The 20,700-nt window shown below is 52.9% G+C and carries 19 protein-coding genes; 4 read left to right on the forward strand and 15 right to left on the reverse strand.

Annotated features, from left to right (window positions below; all coding sequences use genetic code 11):
• Positions 1 to 156 carry a hypothetical protein gene (locus HKT17_RS04220; RefSeq protein WP_168426918.1) on the forward strand — a complete coding sequence of 52 codons (156 nt, stop codon included), beginning with the start codon at positions 1 to 3 and terminating at the stop codon, positions 154 to 156.
• A gap of 16 nt (positions 157 to 172) precedes the next feature.
• On the opposite strand, the gene HKT17_RS04225 is transcribed toward HKT17_RS04220, so the two are convergent.
• The 5 genes from HKT17_RS04225 to HKT17_RS04245 form a co-directional block, all read right to left on the reverse strand.
• Positions 173 to 1,393 (reverse strand): MFS transporter, encoded by a 1,221-nt coding sequence (locus HKT17_RS04225; protein WP_171098077.1) that lies wholly within the window; start codon positions 1,391 to 1,393, stop codon positions 173 to 175.
• A gap of 55 nt (positions 1,394 to 1,448) precedes the next feature.
• Positions 1,449 to 2,393, reverse strand: a complete 945-nt coding sequence (locus HKT17_RS04230) for an AEC family transporter (RefSeq protein ID WP_171098079.1) — start codon at positions 2,391 to 2,393, stop codon at positions 1,449 to 1,451.
• 193 nt (positions 2,394 to 2,586) lie between these two features.
• On the reverse strand, positions 2,587 to 2,970 hold the full coding sequence (locus tag HKT17_RS04235; RefSeq protein ID WP_171098081.1) for a DUF779 domain-containing protein: 384 nt from the start codon (positions 2,968 to 2,970) through the stop codon (positions 2,587 to 2,589).
• A 76-nt stretch (positions 2,971 to 3,046) separates the two neighbouring features.
• Positions 3,047 to 4,567, reverse strand: a complete 1,521-nt coding sequence (gene adh, locus HKT17_RS04240; protein WP_171098083.1) for an aldehyde dehydrogenase — start codon at positions 4,565 to 4,567, stop codon at positions 3,047 to 3,049.
• Between the two features lie 237 nt (positions 4,568 to 4,804).
• The gene (locus tag HKT17_RS04245) at positions 4,805 to 5,881 is read right to left on the reverse strand and encodes a substrate-binding domain-containing protein (protein WP_171098085.1); all 1,077 of its coding nucleotides are present in this window, start codon (positions 5,879 to 5,881) and stop codon (positions 4,805 to 4,807) included.
• A gap of 102 nt (positions 5,882 to 5,983) precedes the next feature.
• Here HKT17_RS04245 and HKT17_RS04250 point away from each other — a divergent pair, with 102 nt between their 5' ends.
• From HKT17_RS04250 to HKT17_RS04260, 3 genes are all read left to right on the forward strand, one after another.
• Entirely contained in the window at positions 5,984 to 6,799 is an 816-nt protein-coding gene (locus HKT17_RS04250) for a quinoprotein dehydrogenase-associated SoxYZ-like carrier (protein WP_369907289.1), read from the forward strand.
• Positions 6,796 to 7,782, forward strand: coding sequence for a quinoprotein relay system zinc metallohydrolase 1 (locus HKT17_RS04255; protein WP_171098089.1), 987 nt, complete (start codon positions 6,796 to 6,798; stop codon positions 7,780 to 7,782). The genes HKT17_RS04250 and HKT17_RS04255 overlap by 4 nt, the downstream gene beginning before the upstream one ends.
• A gap of 300 nt (positions 7,783 to 8,082) precedes the next feature.
• Positions 8,083 to 9,828: a PQQ-dependent methanol/ethanol family dehydrogenase gene (locus tag HKT17_RS04260; RefSeq protein ID WP_171098092.1), complete on the forward strand. Its 1,746-nt coding sequence runs from the start codon at positions 8,083 to 8,085 to the stop codon at positions 9,826 to 9,828.
• A 275-nt stretch (positions 9,829 to 10,103) separates the two neighbouring features.
• Here HKT17_RS04260 and HKT17_RS04265 read toward each other — a convergent pair whose 3' ends face one another.
• The 10 genes from HKT17_RS04265 to HKT17_RS04310 all read right to left on the reverse strand — a co-directional run bounded on the left by HKT17_RS04265 (position 10,104) and on the right by HKT17_RS04310 (position 20,612).
• A complete protein-coding gene (locus HKT17_RS04265; RefSeq protein WP_171098094.1) occupies positions 10,104 to 11,399 on the reverse strand; it encodes an OmpP1/FadL family transporter in 1,296 nt (431 codons plus the stop codon).
• Positions 11,400 to 11,523: 124 nt separating this feature from the next.
• A complete protein-coding gene (locus tag HKT17_RS04270) occupies positions 11,524 to 12,357 on the reverse strand; it encodes an ABC transporter permease (protein WP_205882499.1) in 834 nt (277 codons plus the stop codon).
• On the reverse strand, positions 12,341 to 13,126 hold the full coding sequence (locus HKT17_RS04275; protein WP_171098096.1) for an ABC transporter ATP-binding protein: 786 nt from the start codon (positions 13,124 to 13,126) through the stop codon (positions 12,341 to 12,343). The genes HKT17_RS04270 and HKT17_RS04275 overlap by 17 nt, the downstream gene beginning before the upstream one ends.
• Positions 13,123 to 14,319 carry a pyrroloquinoline quinone biosynthesis protein PqqE gene (gene pqqE / locus HKT17_RS04280; protein WP_171098098.1) on the reverse strand — a complete coding sequence of 399 codons (1,197 nt, stop codon included), beginning with the start codon at positions 14,317 to 14,319 and terminating at the stop codon, positions 13,123 to 13,125. The genes HKT17_RS04275 and pqqE overlap by 4 nt, the downstream gene beginning before the upstream one ends.
• The gene (gene pqqD, locus HKT17_RS04285) at positions 14,316 to 14,597 is read right to left on the reverse strand and encodes a pyrroloquinoline quinone biosynthesis peptide chaperone PqqD (RefSeq protein ID WP_105028496.1); all 282 of its coding nucleotides are present in this window, start codon (positions 14,595 to 14,597) and stop codon (positions 14,316 to 14,318) included. Before pqqD ends, pqqE begins: the two co-directional genes overlap by 4 nt.
• On the reverse strand, positions 14,594 to 15,319 hold the full coding sequence (gene pqqC / locus HKT17_RS04290; protein WP_171098100.1) for a pyrroloquinoline-quinone synthase PqqC: 726 nt from the start codon (positions 15,317 to 15,319) through the stop codon (positions 14,594 to 14,596). Before pqqC ends, pqqD begins: the two co-directional genes overlap by 4 nt.
• Positions 15,316 to 16,248: a pyrroloquinoline quinone biosynthesis protein PqqB gene (gene pqqB, locus HKT17_RS04295; RefSeq protein ID WP_171098102.1), complete on the reverse strand. Its 933-nt coding sequence runs from the start codon at positions 16,246 to 16,248 to the stop codon at positions 15,316 to 15,318. Before pqqB ends, pqqC begins: the two co-directional genes overlap by 4 nt.
• A 72-nt stretch (positions 16,249 to 16,320) precedes the next feature.
• A complete protein-coding gene (gene pqqA, locus HKT17_RS15705; RefSeq protein ID WP_083797182.1) occupies positions 16,321 to 16,395 on the reverse strand; it encodes a pyrroloquinoline quinone precursor peptide PqqA in 75 nt (24 codons plus the stop codon).
• Positions 16,396 to 16,666: 271 nt separating this feature from the next.
• Positions 16,667 to 17,854, reverse strand: a complete 1,188-nt coding sequence (locus tag HKT17_RS04305; RefSeq protein ID WP_171098104.1) for a porin — start codon at positions 17,852 to 17,854, stop codon at positions 16,667 to 16,669.
• Between the two features lie 349 nt (positions 17,855 to 18,203).
• The gene (locus HKT17_RS04310) at positions 18,204 to 20,612 is read right to left on the reverse strand and encodes a sigma-54-dependent Fis family transcriptional regulator (RefSeq protein ID WP_371815428.1); all 2,409 of its coding nucleotides are present in this window, start codon (positions 20,610 to 20,612) and stop codon (positions 18,204 to 18,206) included.
• Positions 20,613 to 20,700 lie beyond the last annotated feature (88 nt).

The raw sequence follows: 20,700 nt of genomic DNA on the forward strand, positions 1-20,700 counted from the left end.
ATGAAGCAACAACTTGAGCTGTTGAAAGAAATTGAACACAAGCTCGAAGAATTGAGCAAAGACAAGGACCTGAAAGAAAAGCGCCCGCTGGAAGTCAAAGAGATCAAAGGTTTGCGCTTGGTGGTGTCGTCGATTATTCGCCGCATGGCCAGCTAAGCCACGATTAAGCCGTTTACTGATAGACCTTCAGACGCTTTGCAATCAACAGTGCGGTCAAGTTAAACGAGATCGCGATCACGCTGCATATCCAGAAGTTTTCGATCAGACCCTCTGCATTGCGCGAGATCACCATGCCACCCACCAAGGCGGCAAGGCCCATGGCAGCAGATTGCATGGACGAGTTCAGGGTCATGAATGTGCCCCTGTTTTTCGGATTGCCTGCTGCGCTGACCAAAGCCATGCCTGGAATCATTCTTCCGCTGACAAACACAAAGAAGAACGTGGTGATCACCAGAATGACTGTCATGCTCAGGCCCGCAGTCACAGTAATCAATGCCATGGGCAACACTGCAACACCGGCGATGATTTGCAGCATTTTCAATTTGCCAATTCGATCGCTGAGCTTGCCGATGATTTGCGCACTGAACAAGGTCGCCGCGCCGCCAGCCAGATAAATGACCGGAATGTCCGAAGGCGTCAGCCCTGCATTGATTTGCATGTAAATCGTGATGTACGGAATGATTGAAAACCCGGCGAAGATCATGCAAAACGAAAACAGGAACGCACGCAGGTGATTCGAATCGCGAAGCACCTGTGCAATGCCCTGAAGTGGGCCGGTTTCGCCCCGCGCATGCAAATGGCCTTGCAGTGTCGGAATGACGTACCAGCCGGCCACCGCCAATACAAAGCTGATGCCGGCAATTCCGAAGAAGGGGGTGTGCCAGTCCGAATTGGCGGCCACGTAAAGACCCAGAGGCACACCCATCACCGTAGACACGGAGAATGAGGTCATGATGACACCCATGGCTTTGCCCCTGCGCGCGAAGGGCACCACATCGGCCACAATGGTTTGAATCATCGCCGATAAAATTCCGCCAAAAAGCCCGGCAGCGATTCTGGCGCTCATCAGCGTTTCATAGGTGGGCGCAAGGCCGCAGGCCAAAGTGGCCACGGTAAACAACACATACAAAATCAACAACAATCGGCGCCGTTCAAACCGGTCAATGTACAAGGAGGCCAACAAACCCGAGGCACCGGCCGCGAAAGTGTAGGCGGACACCAGCAGGCCGAACTTCGCATCGGAAATTGCAAAAGCCTGCGTGAGCTGTGGCCCCAGCGGCATCATGATCATGAAGTCGAGAATGTGGGTGAATTGTATGCCAGCAAGAATCAGCAGCAACGCCCACTCGCGCTGGGGCGTCATTGTCACTTGGCATGCGGTGGGGCTGTTCATGTACTGCTACCTGTGGATGGTTTTTTGCTTTTGACCTTGAGTTTAACCCGCTACCTTAATGACCCAGGGCGGTGAGTGCATAAATGCCGATCGTCATGGAGACGATGGACACCAGCGTGGTGAGCGCAATGATGTTGGCGGCCAACTTGCCGTCGCCGCCGGCAGCCACAGCCATTGCGAAGCTGGCGGCTGCAGTGGGGCTTGAGAAAAACATCCAGAGAATGATCAGGTCTCGCCCTTCAATGCCTATGGCCCATGCAGCAGCGCAGGCCAGCACGGGCAGTATTGCAATTTTAATGGCGCTTGATTGCGTGGCTGACATGCCCGAGGCCTTGACCCCGGCCAATGAAAGTGTGCCCCCCACACAGATCAGCGCCAGTGGGAGAGTAAGCCCGGCAAAGTACTCGCCCGATTTTAACAGCCACTGGGGAATGTAAAGCTGGATTGCGCTGGCCAACATGCCCAGCACCACCGCAATAATAAGAGGGTTTTTAAGCAGTTCCTTACCCACTGCGGCTGGGCTGAATTTCAGGGTGGGGCTGTAAATAGAGAGAATCAACACCGACAGCACATTGAACAACAAAATGGTAAAGCCAACCAACACACCGCCCACTGACAGGCCGTAGTCGCCGTAGTAACTGGCCACCAGCGCAAAACTGACCACACCACAATTGCCCCGGAAAGCACCCTGAACAAACACCCCGCGTTGACCATAGGGAACAAAGCGGGAGGCCCACCACCAGCTGGCCAGAAAACCCGACACCGTTGCAGCACAGAGAAAAAGTACCAATTTGGCATTGAATGCGCTTTGCAGATCGGCCTGCCAAATGGACAGGAAGAACAGCGTTGGCATGGTGGCTTTGTAGGTGAGGGTGGAGGCGGTTTGAATGAACGAGTCGTTGATGAGTTTGACCTTGCGTAACAGCAAGCCCATGAAGACCATCGCGAATACAGGGGCGGTGACTCCCAGAATTTCCGAGAGCACATTGACTTGGGTCATGTTGACAGGTGTCGTTTGAAGTGATGCGTATTATTTCATTACTGAACTTTGGGTCAATTGTGGATGACCCTTGGGGGCTGCGCAGTGCGCAGACACCTTGTAGGTAGCCCCTCGCTACGAATCAAACCGGGCGTATTCAGGCTTTCAGGCGGAGGAGGGCATGCGACTTTGCAAATGCAACTATTGAATGACTTTAGTAATCTCGTGAATCCGCATTTTCAACCGGCAACAACGCCGCAAACTCTTCATCCGAATACAGCCGAGAGCGGGTCAGAAATCGCATGCCACTGGGGCGTTCCAGGCTGAACATTCCACCGTTACCCTTCACCACATCAATGGTCAAATGCGTGTGTTCCCAATAGGCAAACTGCGATTTGCTCATGTAAAAGGGCACGCCACCAATGTCCCCCAGCTTGACATCTGATCCACCCAAGGGAAACTCGTTGCGAGGAAACAGCATGGGTGCGCTGCCATCACAACAACCGCCACTTTGATGAAAAATCACATCACCATGCTGAGCTTTCAAGGTCGCGATCAATTCCAGTGCCTGAGGGCTTGCGCTGACTCGGTTTACCATTCTTTTCTCCACATCAATGAAAATGCCGCCCAATCCCATTGGAATTGAGCGGTGTGAGCCAATTCAATCAATGCGCTTAGAAAAAGCCTAAGGAGGTGGGGTTGTAGCTCACCAGCAGGTTTTTGGTTTGCTGGTAGTGGTGCAACATCATTTTGTGGTTTTCGCGGCCAATGCCCGATTGCTTGTAGCCACCAAAGGCGGCATGTGCCGGGTAGAGATGGTAACAATTGGTCCACACGCGGCCAGCCTGAATGGCACGGCCCATTCGGAAAGCGCGCGCGCCATCCCGACTCCACACCCCTGCGCCCAAACCGTACAGTGTGTCGTTGGCAATTTGCAGGGCTTCGGCTTCGTCTTTAAAGGTAGTCACCGACAACACGGGGCCGAAAATTTCTTCCTGAAAAATACGCATTTTGTTGTGCCCCTGGAACACGGTTGGCTTCACATAGTAGCCGCCAGCCAAGTCGCCGCTTTGTTTGTTCTGCTCGCCACCAATGAGGCACTTGGCGCCTTCTTGTTTGCCCAGATCGATGTAACTCAGGATTTTCTCCAGTTGCTCTGAGGAAGCTTGAGCGCCGATCATGGTGCTTTCATCGAGCGGGTTGCCTTGTTTGATTTTGCCTACCCGTTCAATGGCGCGTTCGATGAAGGCATCGTAAATATCCTCCTGAATCAGTGCGCGTGACGGGCATGTGCACACTTCGCCTTGGTTCAATGCAAACATGGCAAAACCTTCGAGGGTTTTGTCAAAGAATGCATCGTCTGCGTCCATGATGTCAGAGAAGAAAATATTGGGTGATTTTCCGCCCAATTCCAGCGTGACTGGAATCAGGTTTTGTGCGGCGTATTGCATGATCAGTCGGCCTGTGGATGTTTCACCGGTGAATGCAATTTTTGAAATACGCGGATTGCTCGCCAGTGGTTTGCCAGCTTCCAGTCCAAACCCATTCACGATGTTCAGCACGCCGGGCGGCAGCAAGTCAGCAATCAAATCCATCACCACCAGCAACGATGCTGGTGTTTGTTCTGCAGGCTTTAACACCACACAATTGCCGGCAGCCAATGCAGGTGCCAACTTCCAGGCTGCCATGAGAATTGGAAAATTCCAGGGGATGATTTGCCCCACAACACCCAGTGGTTCATTGAAGTGATAAGCGTAGGTTTGGTGGTCTATCTCGCAAATGCTGCCTTCTTCGCCGCGAATACAGGCTGCGAAATAACGGAAATGATCGATCGCAAGGGGAATGTCCGCAGCCATGGTCTCCCGCAGCGGTTTGCCGTTGTCCAGTGTTTCAGCCACGGCGATCAGGCGCAGGTTTTCTTCCATGCGGTCGGCAATGCGGTTCAGAATCATGGAGCGTTCTGTGGGTGAGCGTTTGCCCCAAGCGTCTTTCGCTGCATGCGCAGCATCCAGCGCCAGTTCAATGTCTTCAGCTTGAGAGCGAGCAACCTTGCAAAGCACTTGGCCTGTGACTGGGGTTAAGTTGTCAAAGTATTGTCCGTTCTTGGGCGCGGCCCATTTGCCGCCGATGAAGTTGTCGTACTTTGCTTTGAATGGAAAGGCCACGCCCAGTTTTAATTCGTCAACCATATTCATGTCCCTAACTCCTTTTTAATGTTGATGGTGGTAGGGCGCTTTGCGCAATGGGCATGCCAGCGTCGATTGCCAACAATTTCCGGAAGTTCTTTTCCGAAAGTCGATCTGGCTTGAAAAGCAATCAGGAATAAATTTGCCGGACTTGGAGCAAGGGTGGCAGAAGGATTTTGAATTTATTATGCAATTATTTGCATAATTTTGTTGCGCTGCACAGTTTTGACACACCAAAAAGGGGGGTTAGTTCGCCTGAATTTCGTTGAGAAACAATTCCAGTGCCTGTGTTCTTCCCAGGTTCAATGGATTGTAGCCTGCCGCATTCTTGACGTGTTCCAACACTTCCGCACTGCGCAACCAAGGCAGCAAAATGTCCAGTGCCGGGTATTGCAAATCGCTGTTGTGCAACACCAAAAAATAACGCTCTTTGGACACTGCCCTGAATTGCAGGCCGTAATGGTCAGCCGCAGCTCGAATGCCCAAGCCCAAATCACCGTGTCCCGCTGCAATCGTACAGGCCACTGCCAAATGGGAGTTCTCTTCGTGAAAAAATCCCGGCAAGTCTTCTGCCTTCAGGCAGGCCTTGGTAATCAAGGCATCAAGTTGGTGGTGAGTGGATGAAGCCGAGTTGCGGTTCACCAGCAGGGCACGCCTTTGGGCCACATCCTCCAGAGTGGGGGGCTTGGTGGCTGGGCGGCTCATCCAGCCGATGTCGCGCTCGAACAGTTCAATCACACTGAGGTTGGAACCACGCAACCAGCGCCGCATGATGTGATGGACATGGGAGTGTTCTTCAAGGCCAACAGGCAAGTGGCAGCCGGCCACGCGCACTTCACCGCGGTGCAGTGCCGAGAGCGCCGCAATACTGCCCGACCAGCGCAGCGACAGTTGAAGCTTTTTGTACAGCGCAGTGTTTTGAAACAAGTTCTGAAGCACCAGGTCGTCGCTCAGCGCAAGGCTGATCCAGGGTTTGTTTTGATCAACATCCAGCCATTCGGCGTTCAGTTGCTCGCCCACGGTACCCAGGTCGGGTGCCACGCGCACATTGCCTTGCTCCACCATCCAGATCAACTTGTGACCGAACCGGGTCAGGCATGCCCCCGCGCGTCCGTGCGTAGCCACCAGTTCTTCACCCAGCATGAGGTTGTATTGCTGGATTTGCGACCATAAGGTACGGTAAGAGATGCCCAGCGCCTTACAGGCCAGCGAGATTGAACCTTCCGAGTCAATGGTTTTAAGGGTGTTCAACATGCGCTGGTCCAGTTCAACAAACTGACCATCGTCTTTTTTCCAGCGGGCGGATACTTTTAAATTGAGCATTTGCGGATACAGGCATGTCGATTGCTTGCATTCTGACAGATTACAAAATGCAGGAGACAAGTAATCATGATGTTCAGCGTTACAAAACAATCGATTAATAAAATGACCCCGCTAGGGGTTTTCTTGAGCGGTTTCTTGCTGGTGAGCAATTTCTTCGCCAGCCCGGTTCTTGCAGCACCCGCCGAACTTGGCGCAGTCAAAGGCGATTTGACTGGCGGAGACCCGCTGGGTTCCATGCAGTGGCCTGACATGAAAGGCCAGTTCTTCGATGCCGATGCAAAAACCGTGTTTGATTCTCGCATCAAGGTCACGGTGCCCTTGTTCGCCGAAGATGCCATGAATGTGCCCGTGTCATTCGATGCTTCCGCACTCGGTAAGGTGAAAAAAATCGTGGTGCTGGTGGACAGAAACCCGATTCGAAAGGTGCTGGAGTTCATTCCCGAGAAAGCCAAGCCTGCCCTGAATTTTCGTTTCAAGTTGGAGCAAGCCAGCCCCATTCGCGTTGCAGCCCTGACTGAAAATGGTGTGTGGCATGTGGGCTATGCCTTTATTGAAGCGTCTGGCGGGGGTTGCACCGTGCCTGGCGCAACACGGGCCGATGGCAGCTGGCCACAAACCTTGAACAAGGTGGCTGGCAAAATGTTTGATGCCAACCAGTTGCGGGATGACGCACGCCTGCGCGTGCAGGTGTCGCACCCCATGGACACGGGGTTGGTGGCCGGCGTGCCCGCCTTTTACATTGAAGAAATGATTTTGCAAGACAAGAACAAACAAGTACTGGCCAAGCTTTACCCCTTTGAGCCTGTGTCGGAGAACCCTTTGTTTTCGTTTGATTTTGACAAGAAACCGGTGGGCCCAATCAGCCTGGTAGGGCGCGACAACAACGGCAACCGAATTGATGCAAAGGTTACCCAATGAATCTGTTTAAAGCTGTGCGCGCGATATTTGCCGCATCCACGTTCATTGTTCTTGTTGCCCCTACGCTGGCTGAGCTGCCCAATGTTGCCAAACCAACACCTGACAAAGCTACCCTTGATTACGGTTTGAAAGCCACCAAACTGGCGGGTGGCTGGTATGTGATTGCGGGTGCGAACGATGACTTTTCTCAGGCCAATGGCTGCAACATCATCAACACCGGTTTTTACATGGACGACTCGGGGGTGTACGTCATCAACACCGGAACCTCGCGTATTTATGGCGAGCAACAGCGGACCTTGATCAACTCGGTCAGCAAGAACAAACCAGTGAAGCAGGTGGTGGCACTGAACCTTCACCCGGATTATTTTTTGGGCAATCAGGCTTACCCGAAAGAGGCGCTTGCCGCCACGAAGTTGACCATGCAAGGCATCAAAGCCGAAGCGGCTTTGTATGAAACCAACTTGTACCGTTTGTGTGGCGACTGGATGAAGGGCACTGAAAGCGTATTTCCCGTGCAAACCATACTGCCGGGCAACTTCAATAAACTGGGCGATAAGACAATTCAAACCCTTGAATTGAAAGGTCACACCGATTCGGACCTGGTGTTATTTGACCCGGAAAGCAAAGTGATGTGGGCCGGTGGCCTGGTGTTTTACAAGCGTATTGTGACCACCCCGCATGCCCAGCTGAAACCGTGGATAGAAAGCCTGAAAACACTGCAAGCCATGAAGCCCAAGGTGGTGGTGCCCAGCCACGGCCCCTTGAGTTGGGGAACTGAGGCCATTGACCAAACCCTGGATTACTTGAGTTGGCTGGACAAACGACTGACCGACGCGGCCAATATGGGCGAGGAAATGAATGATGTGATGAAGAAAGGTGCCCCCGAGCGATTCCGAAACTTTGCAGGCTACCCGGCTGAGTTTTACCGCAATGTGACCAATTTGTACCCTTTGTATGAAAAGCAGGCTTTGGGCGGTTTTTGAGCGGAGAGCATAAGGGTTAACGCTGTACCAAGTGTGTCAAAAAGGGACAGTTTGTGTGTTGCTGAACAGGTGAGCTGTTGCAATGTCACAAAACTGTCTCTTTTTTTGCTTATCGCGATCAATGAAATCACTCTAATGAGGGTGTTTTTGTAACACACTGATTTTATTGAATAAAAAATTTATTTAGATGAAATATTCTACTTGGCATGAAGCTTGCGCTAGGTTTCTGTGGGTAGCCCCGACTCTGCAAACGAGGGGCGAGAACCTCAAAGTAACGGATGATGAGAGGAGAAACAAATAATGCGCAAAACTCTGCTTAGCGCGATGGTAGCAACCGCACTGGCGATTCCCGCAGTGGCTTCGGCCAATGTGACAGACGCAATGATTCAAAACGATGCCAAATCCACAGGCGACGTATTGTCCTGGGGTATTGGTACAGAGGGTCAGCGTTACAGCCCATTGAAAGACATCAACGTATCGAACGTGGGCAAGCTGGTTCCAGCGTGGTCATTCTCGTTCGGTGGTGAAAAGCAGCGTGGCCAGGAAAGCCAGCCGCTGATTCACAACGGCAAGATGTTTGTCACCGGTTCCTATTCACGCATTTACGCACTGGATGCTTCGACAGGTGAAAAGCTGTGGAAATATGAGCACCGCCTGCCAGAAGGCATTATGCCTTGCTGCGACGTGGTGAACCGCGGTGCCGCCCTGTATGACAACCTGGTGATTTTCTCGACACTGGATGCCCAGTTGATCGCCCTGGACCAGAACACCGGCAAGGTGGTGTGGAAAGACAAGATTGACGACTATGCAGCGGGTTACTCCAACACTGCTGCACCCATCATCGCCAATGGTTTGGTGCTGACAGGTGTATCGGGTGGCGAATTCGGTGTAGTGGGTCGTGTTGAAGCACGCAATGCCAAGACTGGTGAAATGGTATGGCTGCGCCCAACCGTTGAAGGCCACATGGGTTATACATGGGACAAAGACGGCAACAAGAAGGAAGCTGGAATTTCCGGTACCACCAATGCCACCTGGAAAGGCGACATGTGGAAAACCGGCGGTGCAGCAACCTGGCTGGGTGGCTCCTATGACAGCAAAACAGGTTTGGCTTACTTCGGTACTGGTAACCCAGCGCCTTGGAACAGCCACCTGCGCCCTGGCGACAACTTGTATTCCACATCCACAGTGGCAGTTGATGTAAAAACCGGCCAGATCAAGTGGCACTACCAGTCCACACCGAACGACGGTTGGGACTATGACGGTGTGAACGAGTTCGTGACCTTTGACATGAATGGCAAGCGTGTTGGTGCGAAAGCTGACCGCAACGGCTTCATGTACGTGAACGACGCCACCACCGGCAAGCTGGAAAATGCCTTCCCATTTGTGAAGAAAATCACATGGGCCAAGGGCATCGACATGAAGACAGGTCGCCCGATTTTCGACCCCGCCAACCGCCCTGGTGACCCCACCAAGATTGACGGCAAGAAAGGCGAAACAGTGTTCTCCGCCCCTTCATTCCTGGGTGGCAAGAACCAGCAGCCAATGGCCTACAGCCCTGACACAGGTCTGTTCTATGTTCCTGCCAACGAGTGGGGCATGGAAATCTGGAACGAGCCAATCACCTACAAGAAGGGTGCGGCTTACCTGGGCGCCGGTTTCACCATCAAGACTTTGCCTGGCTTTGACTACATCGGCGCACTGCGTGCGATGAACCCCAAGACCGGCAAGATCGAATGGGAAATCACCAACAACGCGCCTCTGTGGGGTGGTGTTCTGACGACCGGCGGTAACCTGGTGTTCTGGGGTACTCCAGAAGGTTTCCTGAAGGCGGCGGATGCCAAAACCGGTAAGGAAGTCTGGAAGTTCCAGACGGGTTCAGGCGTGGTTGCTCCTCCCGTAACCTGGAAAGGCAAAGACGGTCAGCAGTACGTGGCTGTTGTGTCTGGTTGGGGCGGTGCCGTTCCCCTGTGGGGCGGTGATGTAGCCAGCAAGGTGAACTACCTTGAACAAGGTGGTTCCGTGTGGGTATTCAAGCTGATGAAGTAATCAGTTTGTGAAGTACACCAAACTGCCCCTTGTGGGGTGGTTTGGTGAGTAGTGAAGTAGTAGAGCGTTTTAGAAGTGTTGTCATTTTCACCCCCAAGTTTTCTGCCTGCTCCGCAGGGAACTTATTGACGCAAACGGTTTGATCAAATTGCTCCTTGGGACCTTTTTCCGGCATTGATTGGGAGCTGGAAAAAGTTGTGGCGGTTTGAGAGTCTCCTAAACGAATGCGTCTTTTCTGCCCGGCCTGGTGCCGGGCATTTTTTCGTCTACAGCTTTTAGAACTTGTACGACACCTGACCAGAAAGAATGAATGCATCACCTTCAGCAGTACCCAGTACTCGCGTTTGCTGACCTGCAGCAGGGTTTCCTTCGGTGCTGTCAATTTTCGCTTTGTCGGGCATCACGTACTGAAAGGCCACATCAAAGGTGGTGGCTTTGTCGAACTTGTACTGTGAGCCCACTGCAAAAGTAATGCGGTTTTCATCGGGCAAGCGCACTTTGCGACGCTCATCGGGCACCGGTGTGATGTCGTACGCCAAACCGGCTTTCAGGTTGATGGTGTCGCTGTATTTGTAAATACCGCCCACCGCAAAACGCCAGCTGTTTTTCCATTCGTAGTCTTGCACTGTCAATGGCGCAGCACCTGCTGGGGCGTTCTGGCGCTGAAAATCCAGCTTTTGAATCGTGCTCCATTCAGTCCAGGTGGCGTCGGTCAACAGTTGCCACTTGGGTGTCAGCTCAGTCACCGATGAAATGGCCAGCGAGGCAGGCAGTCGGATCTTGGAAGTGAGTTCACTGTTGGCGAAAAGAGCCGCAACTGCCGGTGCAACATTGTCGAAGGTGACATTGCCTTCCAGGTCTTGCTCAATTGCTGAGCGGTAGGCAACACCCACACGTGTCGCAGGCGTTACCTGACCCATCACGCCCAGGTTAAAGCCGTAACCCCAACCATCGCCGGCAATGGTGGTCAACCCTTCAGTACCGCCAAATGGCGCGTAGTTGATTTGTGAACTGAGCTTGGCATCCAGCTTTTGTGCAGATACACCCGCGCCCACTGACCATTGTTCATTGACTTTGTACGACGCGGAGGGGTTGATGTTGACTGATTTGATGTCAGAAGTAACACCCTGAAAGCGACCGTACCAATCGGGCTGGAAATCGGTTTTCAGACCAAAGGGAGTGGCCACAGACAGGCCAAAGTTGATGCGGTCATTGAAAGGCACAACAAGGTGAAAGTTGGGGATATAGCCTTCATCGCCAAACTCGCCTGTGCTGCTGCCCAAGGGGCGACCTGGTGCGGCGGTGCTGCCTTCGTTGTTGACCTCGCCGTTCAGGTCAATGTAATGCCCGCCCAACACCACCTGGCGTTCTTTCAGGCGGCTCATGCTGGCTGGGTTAAACCAGGCTGCGCTGGCGTCTTCGCCAATGGCTGCTTTGCCTGCATAAGCCACACCAGCACCGCTGGCGTTTTGTTCAAGCAGGGCAAACCCGGCTGCTTGGGCGGTACCCGCAATAGTCAAGCTTGCGATGGCCGCGCAAATCGTTTTGATTTGAAAAGGGGATTGTTTCATGTCGTCCTCGTGGGTCCGTTTGTAAGAATGGATGTGTACGAGGGGTATTGTAGGTAAAAATACGAACGGTCGTGCTTATAAAATATAGAGTTATTCTCTATAAAATCTATTCAAAAATAGTATTTTATTGATTCAACGGCACTGCTGCACCACTTTGCGAGAACTTCCAGGTGGCGACAATCAGCATCGCCACAGTTGCACCCACAAGAACCAAGGTGGCAAACATCAAGCCAAATTCTGCGTGGCTGCTGAAGGCGTGGCGAAGCAGGTCCACACAGTAAGAAAATGGATTGACCAAGGCTACCCAGCGCGCCAGTGCGGGCATGGGGTCGATGGGGTACAAAGCGCCACTGAAAAAGAACACCGGAAAAATCACGAAATTCATCATGACAGCAAAACCATCAATGCTTTTTGCAAAAGTACCGCACAGTACACCCAAGGCAGCACAGGCCAAAGCAGCCAAGGCGGCTCCGGGCAGCAGCACGTGCAGTTGTGGCCACAAGGTGCGGCCAACCCAAGGCAGTATTTCCTGCAAATCAAACCCGAGAGGAAACAGCAAGGTGTACAGGCCTTCAAGAGCCAGCAGCAGGGCGATCAACAGGCCCATTTGCACCAATGCGCCAATGGCTGCACCCAGTGTTTTTGCGATCAGTATGTGATGGGTTTTGACTGGGGCGGTCACCAGCAAGCGCATGGTGCCTGCGTCTTTGTCCAGCGCAATGCTCAGGCCACCCACCATGCCGCCAAACAGCAGTGTCATGCCCACAATGCCAGGCAGCAAACGTGCGGTGTAATCACCACCAGCCAAGGCTTGCATGCCGCCACCAATAATCCACAACCACAGCACCGGGCGTACCATGGCTGCTGCCAGGCGGTCCCGTTGCTTCAACAGCTTTTGGCTTTCACGGCGTATCACCGCCCAGTAAAAATGCATCAACATCTCAGTGGGCTCCGCCATTCATTTTCCACACAAACCAGTCAGCCAGGGTGGCTGTGCGCACGCTGGTTACACTTTGGTCGGGCAATTCATCCAGCGCTTGCGCGGGTGTACCAAGCCAATTCAATTCGCCTTGGTGGAGAAACCCCACCCGGTCGCAGCTGTTGGCCTCGTCCATTAAATGCGTTGCGATAAAAATGGTCAGCCCGTCGATGGCCTGCAAGGTTTTCAGGGTTTGCCACACACTGTTCTTCGACGGTACGTCCAGTGCGGTGGTGGGTTCGTCGAGTATAAGAACCCCGGGTTTGTGCACCATGGCGCGCGCAATGTCCACCAGTCTTTTTTGTCCACCTGAAAGGCTTCCCACGGTGCGGTTTAACCAGGCCTGAATTGGAAAAATGGTGTACAAGTGTGCCAGGTTTGCTTTGGCTTGCGTTTTGTTCAAACCTTGCAGGCCTGCCGCAAACAGCAGGTTTTCCTCCACGGTCATGAAGCGGTCCAGTGACACCGATTGAAATACAAAGCCCAGGTTTTTGCGGGCCAGGTCGGCTGCCCTGCGGGTGCTGTAACCCAGCACCGAGAGCTCACCCTGGTCGGGTGTGATCAGGCCGGCTATCAAGCTGATGAGTGTGGTTTTTCCTGCGCCGTTGGGGCCCAGCAGGCCAAACATTTCGCCTGCGTTCAAATCTAGGCTGACATTGCTCAGTGCCCGCCGTTCTCCCCAGGAGAATGAAAGGCCCTGTGCGTGCAGGCGGATGGTGGTGTCGGTTGCGGTGTTGTTGGTGTTCAAGAGCCGTTTTTGCTGAGGTGCAAGCTGTTGTGATCGCTGCGATACCATACCACGGGCACCTCGGCGGTGTCGGCCAATGCTTGCTGTTCGGGCTTTTGAACTTTCAGGTAGTTGTTGGGGTTGTCGCGCCTCTGGGCTGCATCGACGAACGCGATTACTTTTTCATGATCGGGCGATTTGCGGCACACCGGGTCGGCGTTGGTGGCGTCGCCGGTGATCAGGTAGGCCTGGCAGCGGCAACCGCCGTAATCCTTGGTTTTGTCGGGGCAGGTGCGGCAGGGGTCTTTCATCCAGGCATCGCCACGGTAGCGGGTGAAACCATCGCTTTCATACCAAATGTGTTCAACCGTGCTGGTTTTTACATTTGGAAATTCAAAGCCCGGCAACATGCGCGCGGCTTGGCAAGGCAGCGCGGTGCCATCTGGGCTGATGCTGAGAAATACATTGCCCCAGCCGCTCATGCAGGGCTTGGGGGTTTTCTCGAAGTAATCGGGCACCACGAATAACAGCTTCATGCTGTTGCCCAGTTTTTCGCGCCATGCGGCCACACGTTCTTCGGCGTGCTTTAACTGTTCGTGGGTTGGAATCAGGGCTGCTTTGTTTTGAAAGGCCCAGCCGTAGTATTGGGTATTGGCCAACTCAAGGTATTCAACGCCCAGCTTCACCGCCAACTCGATGATTGAATCAATGTGATCCAGATTCAGCCGGTGCAGCACCACGTTCAGCACCATGGGCCAACCAGCCGCTTTTACAGCGGTGGCAATTTCCAGCTTCCTGGCAAAGGTTTTTGTGTCGCTGAGTGCATCGTTTGCGGCCTGGGTTGCGTCTTGAAAACTCACTTGAATATGGTCAAGGCCGGCGGCTTTCAAGGCATCCAGCCGTGCGGGTTTCAGGCCGATGCCTGAGGTGATCAAGTTGGTGTAATAGCCCAGTTCATGCCCATAAGCCACCAGTTCTTCAAGGTCTTCGCGCAGCAGCGGCTCACCACCCGAGAAGCCCAACTGAACCGCGCCCAGCACGCGGGCCTGTTTCATGGTGTCTTTCCACTCGGCGGTGCTCATTTCATTGGTGTTGGTTTTGTAATCAACAGGGTTGTAACAAAACACGCAGTGCAGCGGGCAGCGGTAAGTCAGTTCAGCCAACAGCCAAAGGGGGCCAGCAGGTCGTGTGTTGTTGTCGCCAGGGCCTGTCATGCGTCCAGCCAGTTTCGGCGTGTGGCTTCCTGCAGCATGCTGCGCACATCGGCTTCCAGTCCGCTTGCGTTGAACTTGGCTTCAAGCGCCGCAACAATGTCATTCACCGTTCGGCTGCCATCGCACAACAGTAAAATTTCACTGGCCGATTGGTTCAGTTTCACCATGCCCTCGGGGTACAGCAGCACATGGGTTTTTTGCGCCTCTTCGTATTGCAGGCGAAACAAGCGGTTCAGTTTCGGGTGTTCCGGCAGGCTTGGAATGGTCTCGGTGTTCATTGTTTTTTCTGTTTTGTTTTGGCGGGTTTGTCGGGGTAAGACAGCGCAATCGCGTCTGACATGCTCCACAACACGTCCAGTTTAAATTGCAAAATTTCAAGCGCGCGTTCCTGCTGTGCGCGGGTCTTGAAATAATTCAGCGTTACTTCAAGGCCATGCTCCACATCACGTTGGGCCAGGCTGATTCGTGAGCGAAAGTAATTCAAACCTTCAGGTGCCACCCACTTGTAGTCTTTGGGCCAGTTGCTCAAGCGCTGCTTGTGAATTTCCGGTGCAAACATTTCAGTCAGCGACGAGCACACCGCCTCTTGCCAGGGCGCGCGGCGTGCAAAATTCACATAAGCGTCTACGGCAAAGCGCACACCGGGCAGCACCAGCTGCTGGCCCCACAGCACTTCGCGGTCGATGCCCACGGCTTCGCCCAAGCGGCTCCAGGCTTCAATGCCGCCAGCATTGCCTTCCCAGCCATCGTGGTCAAGAATGCGTTGCACCCAACGGCGGCGGGTTTCTCGGTCGTCACAATTGGCCATCACAGCCGCATCTTTCTGCGGAATGCACACCTGGTAATAAAAGCGGTTGGCCACCCAGCCGCGAAGTTGTTCACGGCTCAGTTTGCCTTCGCGCATGGCCACATTGAATGGGTGGTGAATGTGGTAGCGGTCGCCCTTGGCGCGCAAGCGTTCTTCGAACTCTTTTTTGCTCCAGGCTTTGTTGCTGCTCATGCAAGAATCTCCATGCCGTCGTAGGACACTTCAATTCTATTCTCGGCCAGAATGGCGCGCTCGTCGCCATGCTCGTACAAAATCGGGTTGGTGTTGTTGATGTGAATCAGGATTTTGCGCTGGTTTTCAAACTGGCGCAGCTGGCTGATCATGCCTGAGCCCCGTTTGCCCGGCTTGTCAGTTTGAGGTAAATGACCCATGTCGGCAGCCAGTTTTTGCGAGAAACCTTGTGTGATCATTTCATCTTCGGTCCAGAAGGTGCCGTCCACCATCAACACATCGGCTTGTTGCATATAGGGCAGAATGTCGGGCGTAATTTCTCCAAGTCCAGGGGCGTAAAACACTTTTTTGCCAGTGTTGGTGTCTTCAATCAACAAACCGATGTTGTCGCCACGGCGTTGGGCGTAGCGGCTGGGGGAGTAGGGGGGGGCTTTGCTGATCAGCGGGATTGATTTGATCTTGATGCTGTCCAGCGGGCTGATTGAGAAAAATTCATCGCATTCGGTACACAGTGGAGTCCACTTCACACCGCAATAAAACCCAAGCGTAGGCACCAAGGGTAAACCGTTGGTCAGGTCTTCCCACACAGCGGGGGTGGTGAACAGGCGCATGGGTGTTTTCCCTTCGCGCATCATCAACAGGCCGGTGGTGTGGTCAATTTGCGCGTCCATCAAAATGACGGCAGAGATGCCCGTGTCGCGTGGGCCACGGTTGGGTTGCAGTTCAGGGGTACTTTTGATTTGAGTGAGTATATCGGGCGATGCATTCACCAATATCCAGTTCGCAGACCCGTCGGATATTGCGATCGACGACTGGGTGCGCGCGGTGTACCCGGGCGCTTTGGCCCGAACAGCCTGGCAGTTGGTGCAGTTGCAGTTCCACTGTGGGAACCCTCCGCCTGCTGCGGAACCCAGAACTTTGATTTTCATAGTTGCTTTTTTCAGGGGTAAAAAAAACCCCGCTAGCCTCAAAGGCTATCCGGGGCTGTGCGAACCGTCAAATTAACGGTTGGCGATGTACATGGTGATTTCGAAACCGAAACGCATGTCAACGAATGATGGTGTAGTCCACTGCATGAAATATCCTCCTTTTGCTTTATTAAAATGCACCTTGGCACATGGCTTGGGTGAAGAACTTGGCTTGCGCCGGTTTGTTTGTCCTCAAGGTTTAAATAGCAATTCCTGTGCCTTGCGGGCCTGCATGTCGGTATTTTTACAATGTGGGAAATGAGTGTTTGCCAAGGTGTTTTGAATGTTCAAACTGTTGCAGTTTGAAACACCATGCAAAAAGGCGCGAACCTTTTGAGTTCGCGCCTTAGGACAATCGTTAACGGAGGGTGGTTAACGATCAGAAGAACAGGATTGCACCTACGGCGATGGTGTTGGACTCGCCTTTTGCTGCAGGAGCGCCCAACTGGTAGGTTTGTTCATTGGTGATGTACTCGCCAGCGATGGTCAGACTTGGAGTCAGGTTATGGTAAACGCCCAGAACCATCTGGTTTGTTTCTTCAAGCATGATGGCATTTGCGGCTCGATCACCGGCTGTGGAATCAAGTGTCGATGAGCCATAGTTAATACCAAACTTGGTGTTGCCAACTTTGTAGGTTGCTTGTACCAAGTATCCGTCTGAATCACGCTCAGCACCAGCGGCGTCACGACCACCAAAACCAATCAGTGTGGTTCCCAAGCCTTCGCCAGTGAAGTAGTTACCAGTCAGTGCCAGCGCACCGAGATTAACCGTGCCACCTACTTCGAAGCCGGTGAGGTCAGAGTCTGGAGCGGCAGCAACGCCGGACTGGGATTGATTAATCAAGGCTGCCCACAATTTGCCTTTGTCGCCAAGGCTATAGGAGGCCAATGCTTGCATGCCTGGAGAATCATTCTCTTGGGCTGTGGCACCGTTGAGGTCCTTTGGCTGGAAAACACCGCCTGACAACGTCAGGTTACCGATTGCAGGTGCAGTGTAAGTGATCTGTGGCTGGAATTCAGTGTAAATATAACCCGATCCGATGCCGCCCAAGGTTGTATTCAATGCACCGTTGTACCCTGAACCACCGCCAACCGCCAACAGAGACATGTCGTTCAGAATCGCATTTTGACCAAATAGACCGATGTCGCGACCAGCCTTGATCGTACCCATTGATTCGTTTCCGAATTGCAAGAACACGCGACGCTGATCGCCCACGTTTTGACCCACGCCACCAGCAGCTCCGTTGTTGTTAGTGGTACCCGGGTCAATGGAGATTACGGCTTTGAGGTCATATCCTGCTTGTTTGGTGGATGCTGTGAAAATGATGAAGCCAGGTAGCAAACCGTTTTGAATTGATGTCTGGTCTTGACCAGTTCCTGCACCACCGCAAAGACCCAATGCGCCACTGGCAACTGCACCGGCGTTGTCGCAACTGGTTGTGTTGTAGTACGCGTTTACTGAACCTGAAAGGTCCATTTCCCATTCGCCAGCCTTGAAGCCGATTGCGTGTGCCGAAGTCCCCATTGCTGCCAAGATGGAAGCTGCTACTAATTTTTTGCTGATCATAAGATCAACCCTCCAGTTTTAGTTTTTAAAGGTTGTTGCTTGTTTGTCTTCTAAAGCTCGCCAGCACACCGCAGAGTAGAACTGGCTTGAAGGGACTAGGGCAAAAGACATGCCAGTATTTAAGCTATTGATTTTATTGAATTAAATAAAAATGTAGGGCTTTTGATGACAGGGTGAAGCAGTGCAGTTGCTTTGCGTCAGGCGGTACGCTTTGAAACAGAATTGTGTGCGGCTGGAGCAAGTGAATGACAGTTTTGTGACAACTGTTCAGTTGGTTTGTGCCAAAAAAAACCACCCTGCAGTGGGGTGGTTATTTAAAGGCAAAGAGTTGTTTGTTAAACGCGATTTTTTACTTTGAATTCAAGCGCCGGTAAATTGTGTTTCTGGAAATACCCAGCATTCTTGCTGCTGCGCTGACATTGCCTCTACAGGTTTCCAGCGCATCTTGAATGGCACGTGATTCAAGGTCGTCCAAATTGATTGGATTTTCAACTTGAGCCCTTGCAGTGGCCTGTCGTGAACCCAGGTAACCTTGCGCCCTTGCATCATGGGCGCGGGTGTCGTAGCTGTCTTCTTTGAAGCGCGGTGGCTGCGGCAGTGTACCCATCTGATTTTCCCGGCTGGCGGGTTTTGTACTGTGCGTCCAGCTGTCGAACCGACCTTCCCTGAACTTGCTGAATGTTTGGTCCAGGCCATTGCCTTTGGGCGTGGCCCCTGGCCGCTGGTGAACCTGCACTTCAAATGGGCTTGGTTTGCTTCTTGCCGGGAACGCCGGCGCATTGCTGTGAACCTGTGCCGCGATTTTGTTTTGCACTGAAAAATTACTGCGCACGCTGAACTGTGGGCGTGTGTTTGCTGTTGGTGTTGTTGCACGCGGGTGTTGTTGACGCCCCTCTGTTTCAACAGGTTCTTGCTCCACTGGCCTGGTGGTGTTGTCCAGTCGCAATGCACGCCATTCGTCGAGGAAGTCATCGGGCAGATGGTCCCACTCAATCGTTTCTGCTTCATCCGTCATCACGCTGGCGGTGCGCAAAATATTGGTCAGTTGGCGAATATTGCCCGGCCATGCGTGCGTGGTGAATGCTTTCATCACTTCGCCAGACACACGAATGCGCGGGTTGTGCGATTCATTTTCCAGAATGCGCTGAATGATTTTTTGTAGGTCAGTGCGCTCGCGCAAGGCGGGAAGACGAACGACCAAGCCATGAAGCCGGTAGTACAAGTCTTCGCGGAACTGTCCCGCGGCGATTTGATCGCGCAAGTTACGGTGCGTGGCGCAAATCACTTGCAAGTTCACAGGAATGCTCTTCTGGCTGCCCAGTGGCGTCACCACCCTTTCTTGCAATACCCGCAGCAATCTTGCTTGCAGTGAAATTGGCATGTCACCGATTTCGTCAAGAAACAGGGTACCGCCGTTGGCTTGTAGAATTCGGCCTTGCGAACCCTTCTTTTTTGCGCCAGTGAATGCACCGTCTTCGTATCCAAACAACTCGGATTCAATCAGCGTTTCTGGAATGGATGCGCAATTCACCGCAACAAAAGGCTTGTCGTGTCTTGGCGAATCGTTGTGTATGGCCTGCGCAAGAATCTCCTTGCCAGTGCCAGTTTCTCCCAGAATCAAAATGGGAATGTCCTTGTCAATCACCTTGCCCACTTTCTCGATGATCTTGGCCACTTGCGGGTCGCCTGTGTTCAGGTATTTCAGGCTGGACAGGTGATGACTTTTTTGACAGGTGGTGTTTGCTTTTTGCGTGGCTGGTGCCTGGTTTTGTAGCACAGCCGCATCGGAATTGTTTTTCACCAAGCCCACAGAGTCAAAAATTCTGCCTCGGCCTACACTGCCCAAGCTGGCACGTGCGGTAACCTGGTTGCCATTGTGCAAACACAGAATGAGCGGAATGGGGTTACAGGTGCGGTAGTGGTCGATCAAGGCCGACAAAGGCATGCCAAAAAGAGAACTGAAGGTGTGGCTTTTCAGTGCATTGGCGGACATGCCAAATTGCACCATGGCTGCACGATTGGCAGCCAGAAACTTACCCGCTGGCGAGAAGGCTGCTGCGCCTTCCACAACCGAACCCAGAAACTCGCCACGCTGGTGAAATTGAACAATAATTGCGTCTTGAAACGAGCTGTTGAACAAATGGTTTTCAATCATTTGCGCGGACATACGCACCAGGCCCATGGTATGGCGGTGGTAGCTGCGATAGTCGCCCGTTACATCAAGCACGCCAATCGCCACACCGTTTGGGTCAAAGATGGGGGCGGCTGAACAGGTCAGAAAACGGTTCACATCCAGAAAGTGATCTTGCCCGTGAACAACAGTGGGCAATTCCTCAATCAGTGCGGTGCCAATGGCATTGGTGCCTTTGTGTTCCTCACTCCAGGTGACGCCGGGAGCCAAGGCTACTTTCTGGGCTTTCACCAAAAAATCATCGTCGCCCAGCGATTCAATAATGGTTCCGCTGGCATCGGTCAACAACACCATGCTGTGGGTGTTAACCACTTGCTCGTACAGGGTTTCCATGAAGGGCAAAGCGCACGATTTTAACCGGTTGTTTTTCTCGATCAATTCTTTCAGTGAACTGCTGGGCGGTGGGGCCATGTCCACTTTGGAAGTAGTGTCCAAACCAGCAGCCGTTGAACGCTGATGCGCACGCCGAATGAATTCGAGGTGTCCTTCCGTGCCCGGGTCGATCAATTCAATCACTTGGGCGTTGGATGCGAGGCTGCCGCCATCCCGCTCGGATAAGAATGCCATCCATGTCTCCTGCTTCTTGTGGTGCTGCGTTTTATAAGTATGGTTTTGGGTGCAACTTGAAGCGCTGAATGTTTTTGCTTGTATTGAT

Source organism: Limnobacter sp. SAORIC-580 (assembly GCF_013004065.1).
In the GTDB taxonomy this organism is placed as follows: domain Bacteria; phylum Pseudomonadota; class Gammaproteobacteria; order Burkholderiales; family Burkholderiaceae_B; genus Limnobacter; species Limnobacter profundi.

Excerpts from the sequence above, each read along its gene's own strand:
- HKT17_RS04220 (WP_168426918.1), top strand. The coding sequence starts at position 1 with ATGAAGCAACAACTTGAGCTGTTGAAAGAAATTGAACACAAGCTCGAA.
- adh (WP_171098083.1), bottom strand. The coding sequence starts at position 4,567 with ATGAATATGGTTGACGAATTAAAACTGGGCGTGGCCTTTCCATTCAAA.
- HKT17_RS04235 (WP_171098081.1), bottom strand. The coding sequence starts at position 2,970 with ATGGTAAACCGAGTCAGCGCAAGCCCTCAGGCACTGGAATTGATCGCG.
- HKT17_RS04305 (WP_171098104.1), bottom strand. The coding sequence starts at position 17,854 with ATGATCAGCAAAAAATTAGTAGCAGCTTCCATCTTGGCAGCAATGGGG.
- pqqE (WP_171098098.1), bottom strand. The coding sequence starts at position 14,319 with ATGACAGGCCCTGGCGACAACAACACACGACCTGCTGGCCCCCTTTGG.
- HKT17_RS04270 (WP_205882499.1), bottom strand. The coding sequence starts at position 12,357 with ATGGCGGAGCCCACTGAGATGTTGATGCATTTTTACTGGGCGGTGATA.
- pqqD (WP_105028496.1), bottom strand. The coding sequence starts at position 14,597 with ATGAACACCGAGACCATTCCAAGCCTGCCGGAACACCCGAAACTGAAC.
- HKT17_RS04245 (WP_171098085.1), bottom strand. The coding sequence starts at position 5,881 with ATGCTCAATTTAAAAGTATCCGCCCGCTGGAAAAAAGACGATGGTCAG.
- HKT17_RS04265 (WP_171098094.1), bottom strand. The coding sequence starts at position 11,399 with ATGAAACAATCCCCTTTTCAAATCAAAACGATTTGCGCGGCCATCGCA.
- HKT17_RS04225 (WP_171098077.1), bottom strand. The coding sequence starts at position 1,393 with ATGAACAGCCCCACCGCATGCCAAGTGACAATGACGCCCCAGCGCGAG.
- pqqC (WP_171098100.1), bottom strand. The coding sequence starts at position 15,319 with ATGAGCAGCAACAAAGCCTGGAGCAAAAAAGAGTTCGAAGAACGCTTG.
- HKT17_RS04260 (WP_171098092.1), top strand. The coding sequence starts at position 8,083 with ATGCGCAAAACTCTGCTTAGCGCGATGGTAGCAACCGCACTGGCGATT.
- pqqB (WP_171098102.1), bottom strand. The coding sequence starts at position 16,248 with ATGAAAATCAAAGTTCTGGGTTCCGCAGCAGGCGGAGGGTTCCCACAG.
- HKT17_RS04250 (WP_369907289.1), top strand. The coding sequence starts at position 5,984 with ATGACCCCGCTAGGGGTTTTCTTGAGCGGTTTCTTGCTGGTGAGCAAT.
- HKT17_RS04255 (WP_171098089.1), top strand. The coding sequence starts at position 6,796 with ATGAATCTGTTTAAAGCTGTGCGCGCGATATTTGCCGCATCCACGTTC.
- HKT17_RS04230 (WP_171098079.1), bottom strand. The coding sequence starts at position 2,393 with ATGACCCAAGTCAATGTGCTCTCGGAAATTCTGGGAGTCACCGCCCCT.
- HKT17_RS04310 (WP_371815428.1), bottom strand. The coding sequence starts at position 20,612 with ATGGCATTCTTATCCGAGCGGGATGGCGGCAGCCTCGCATCCAACGCC.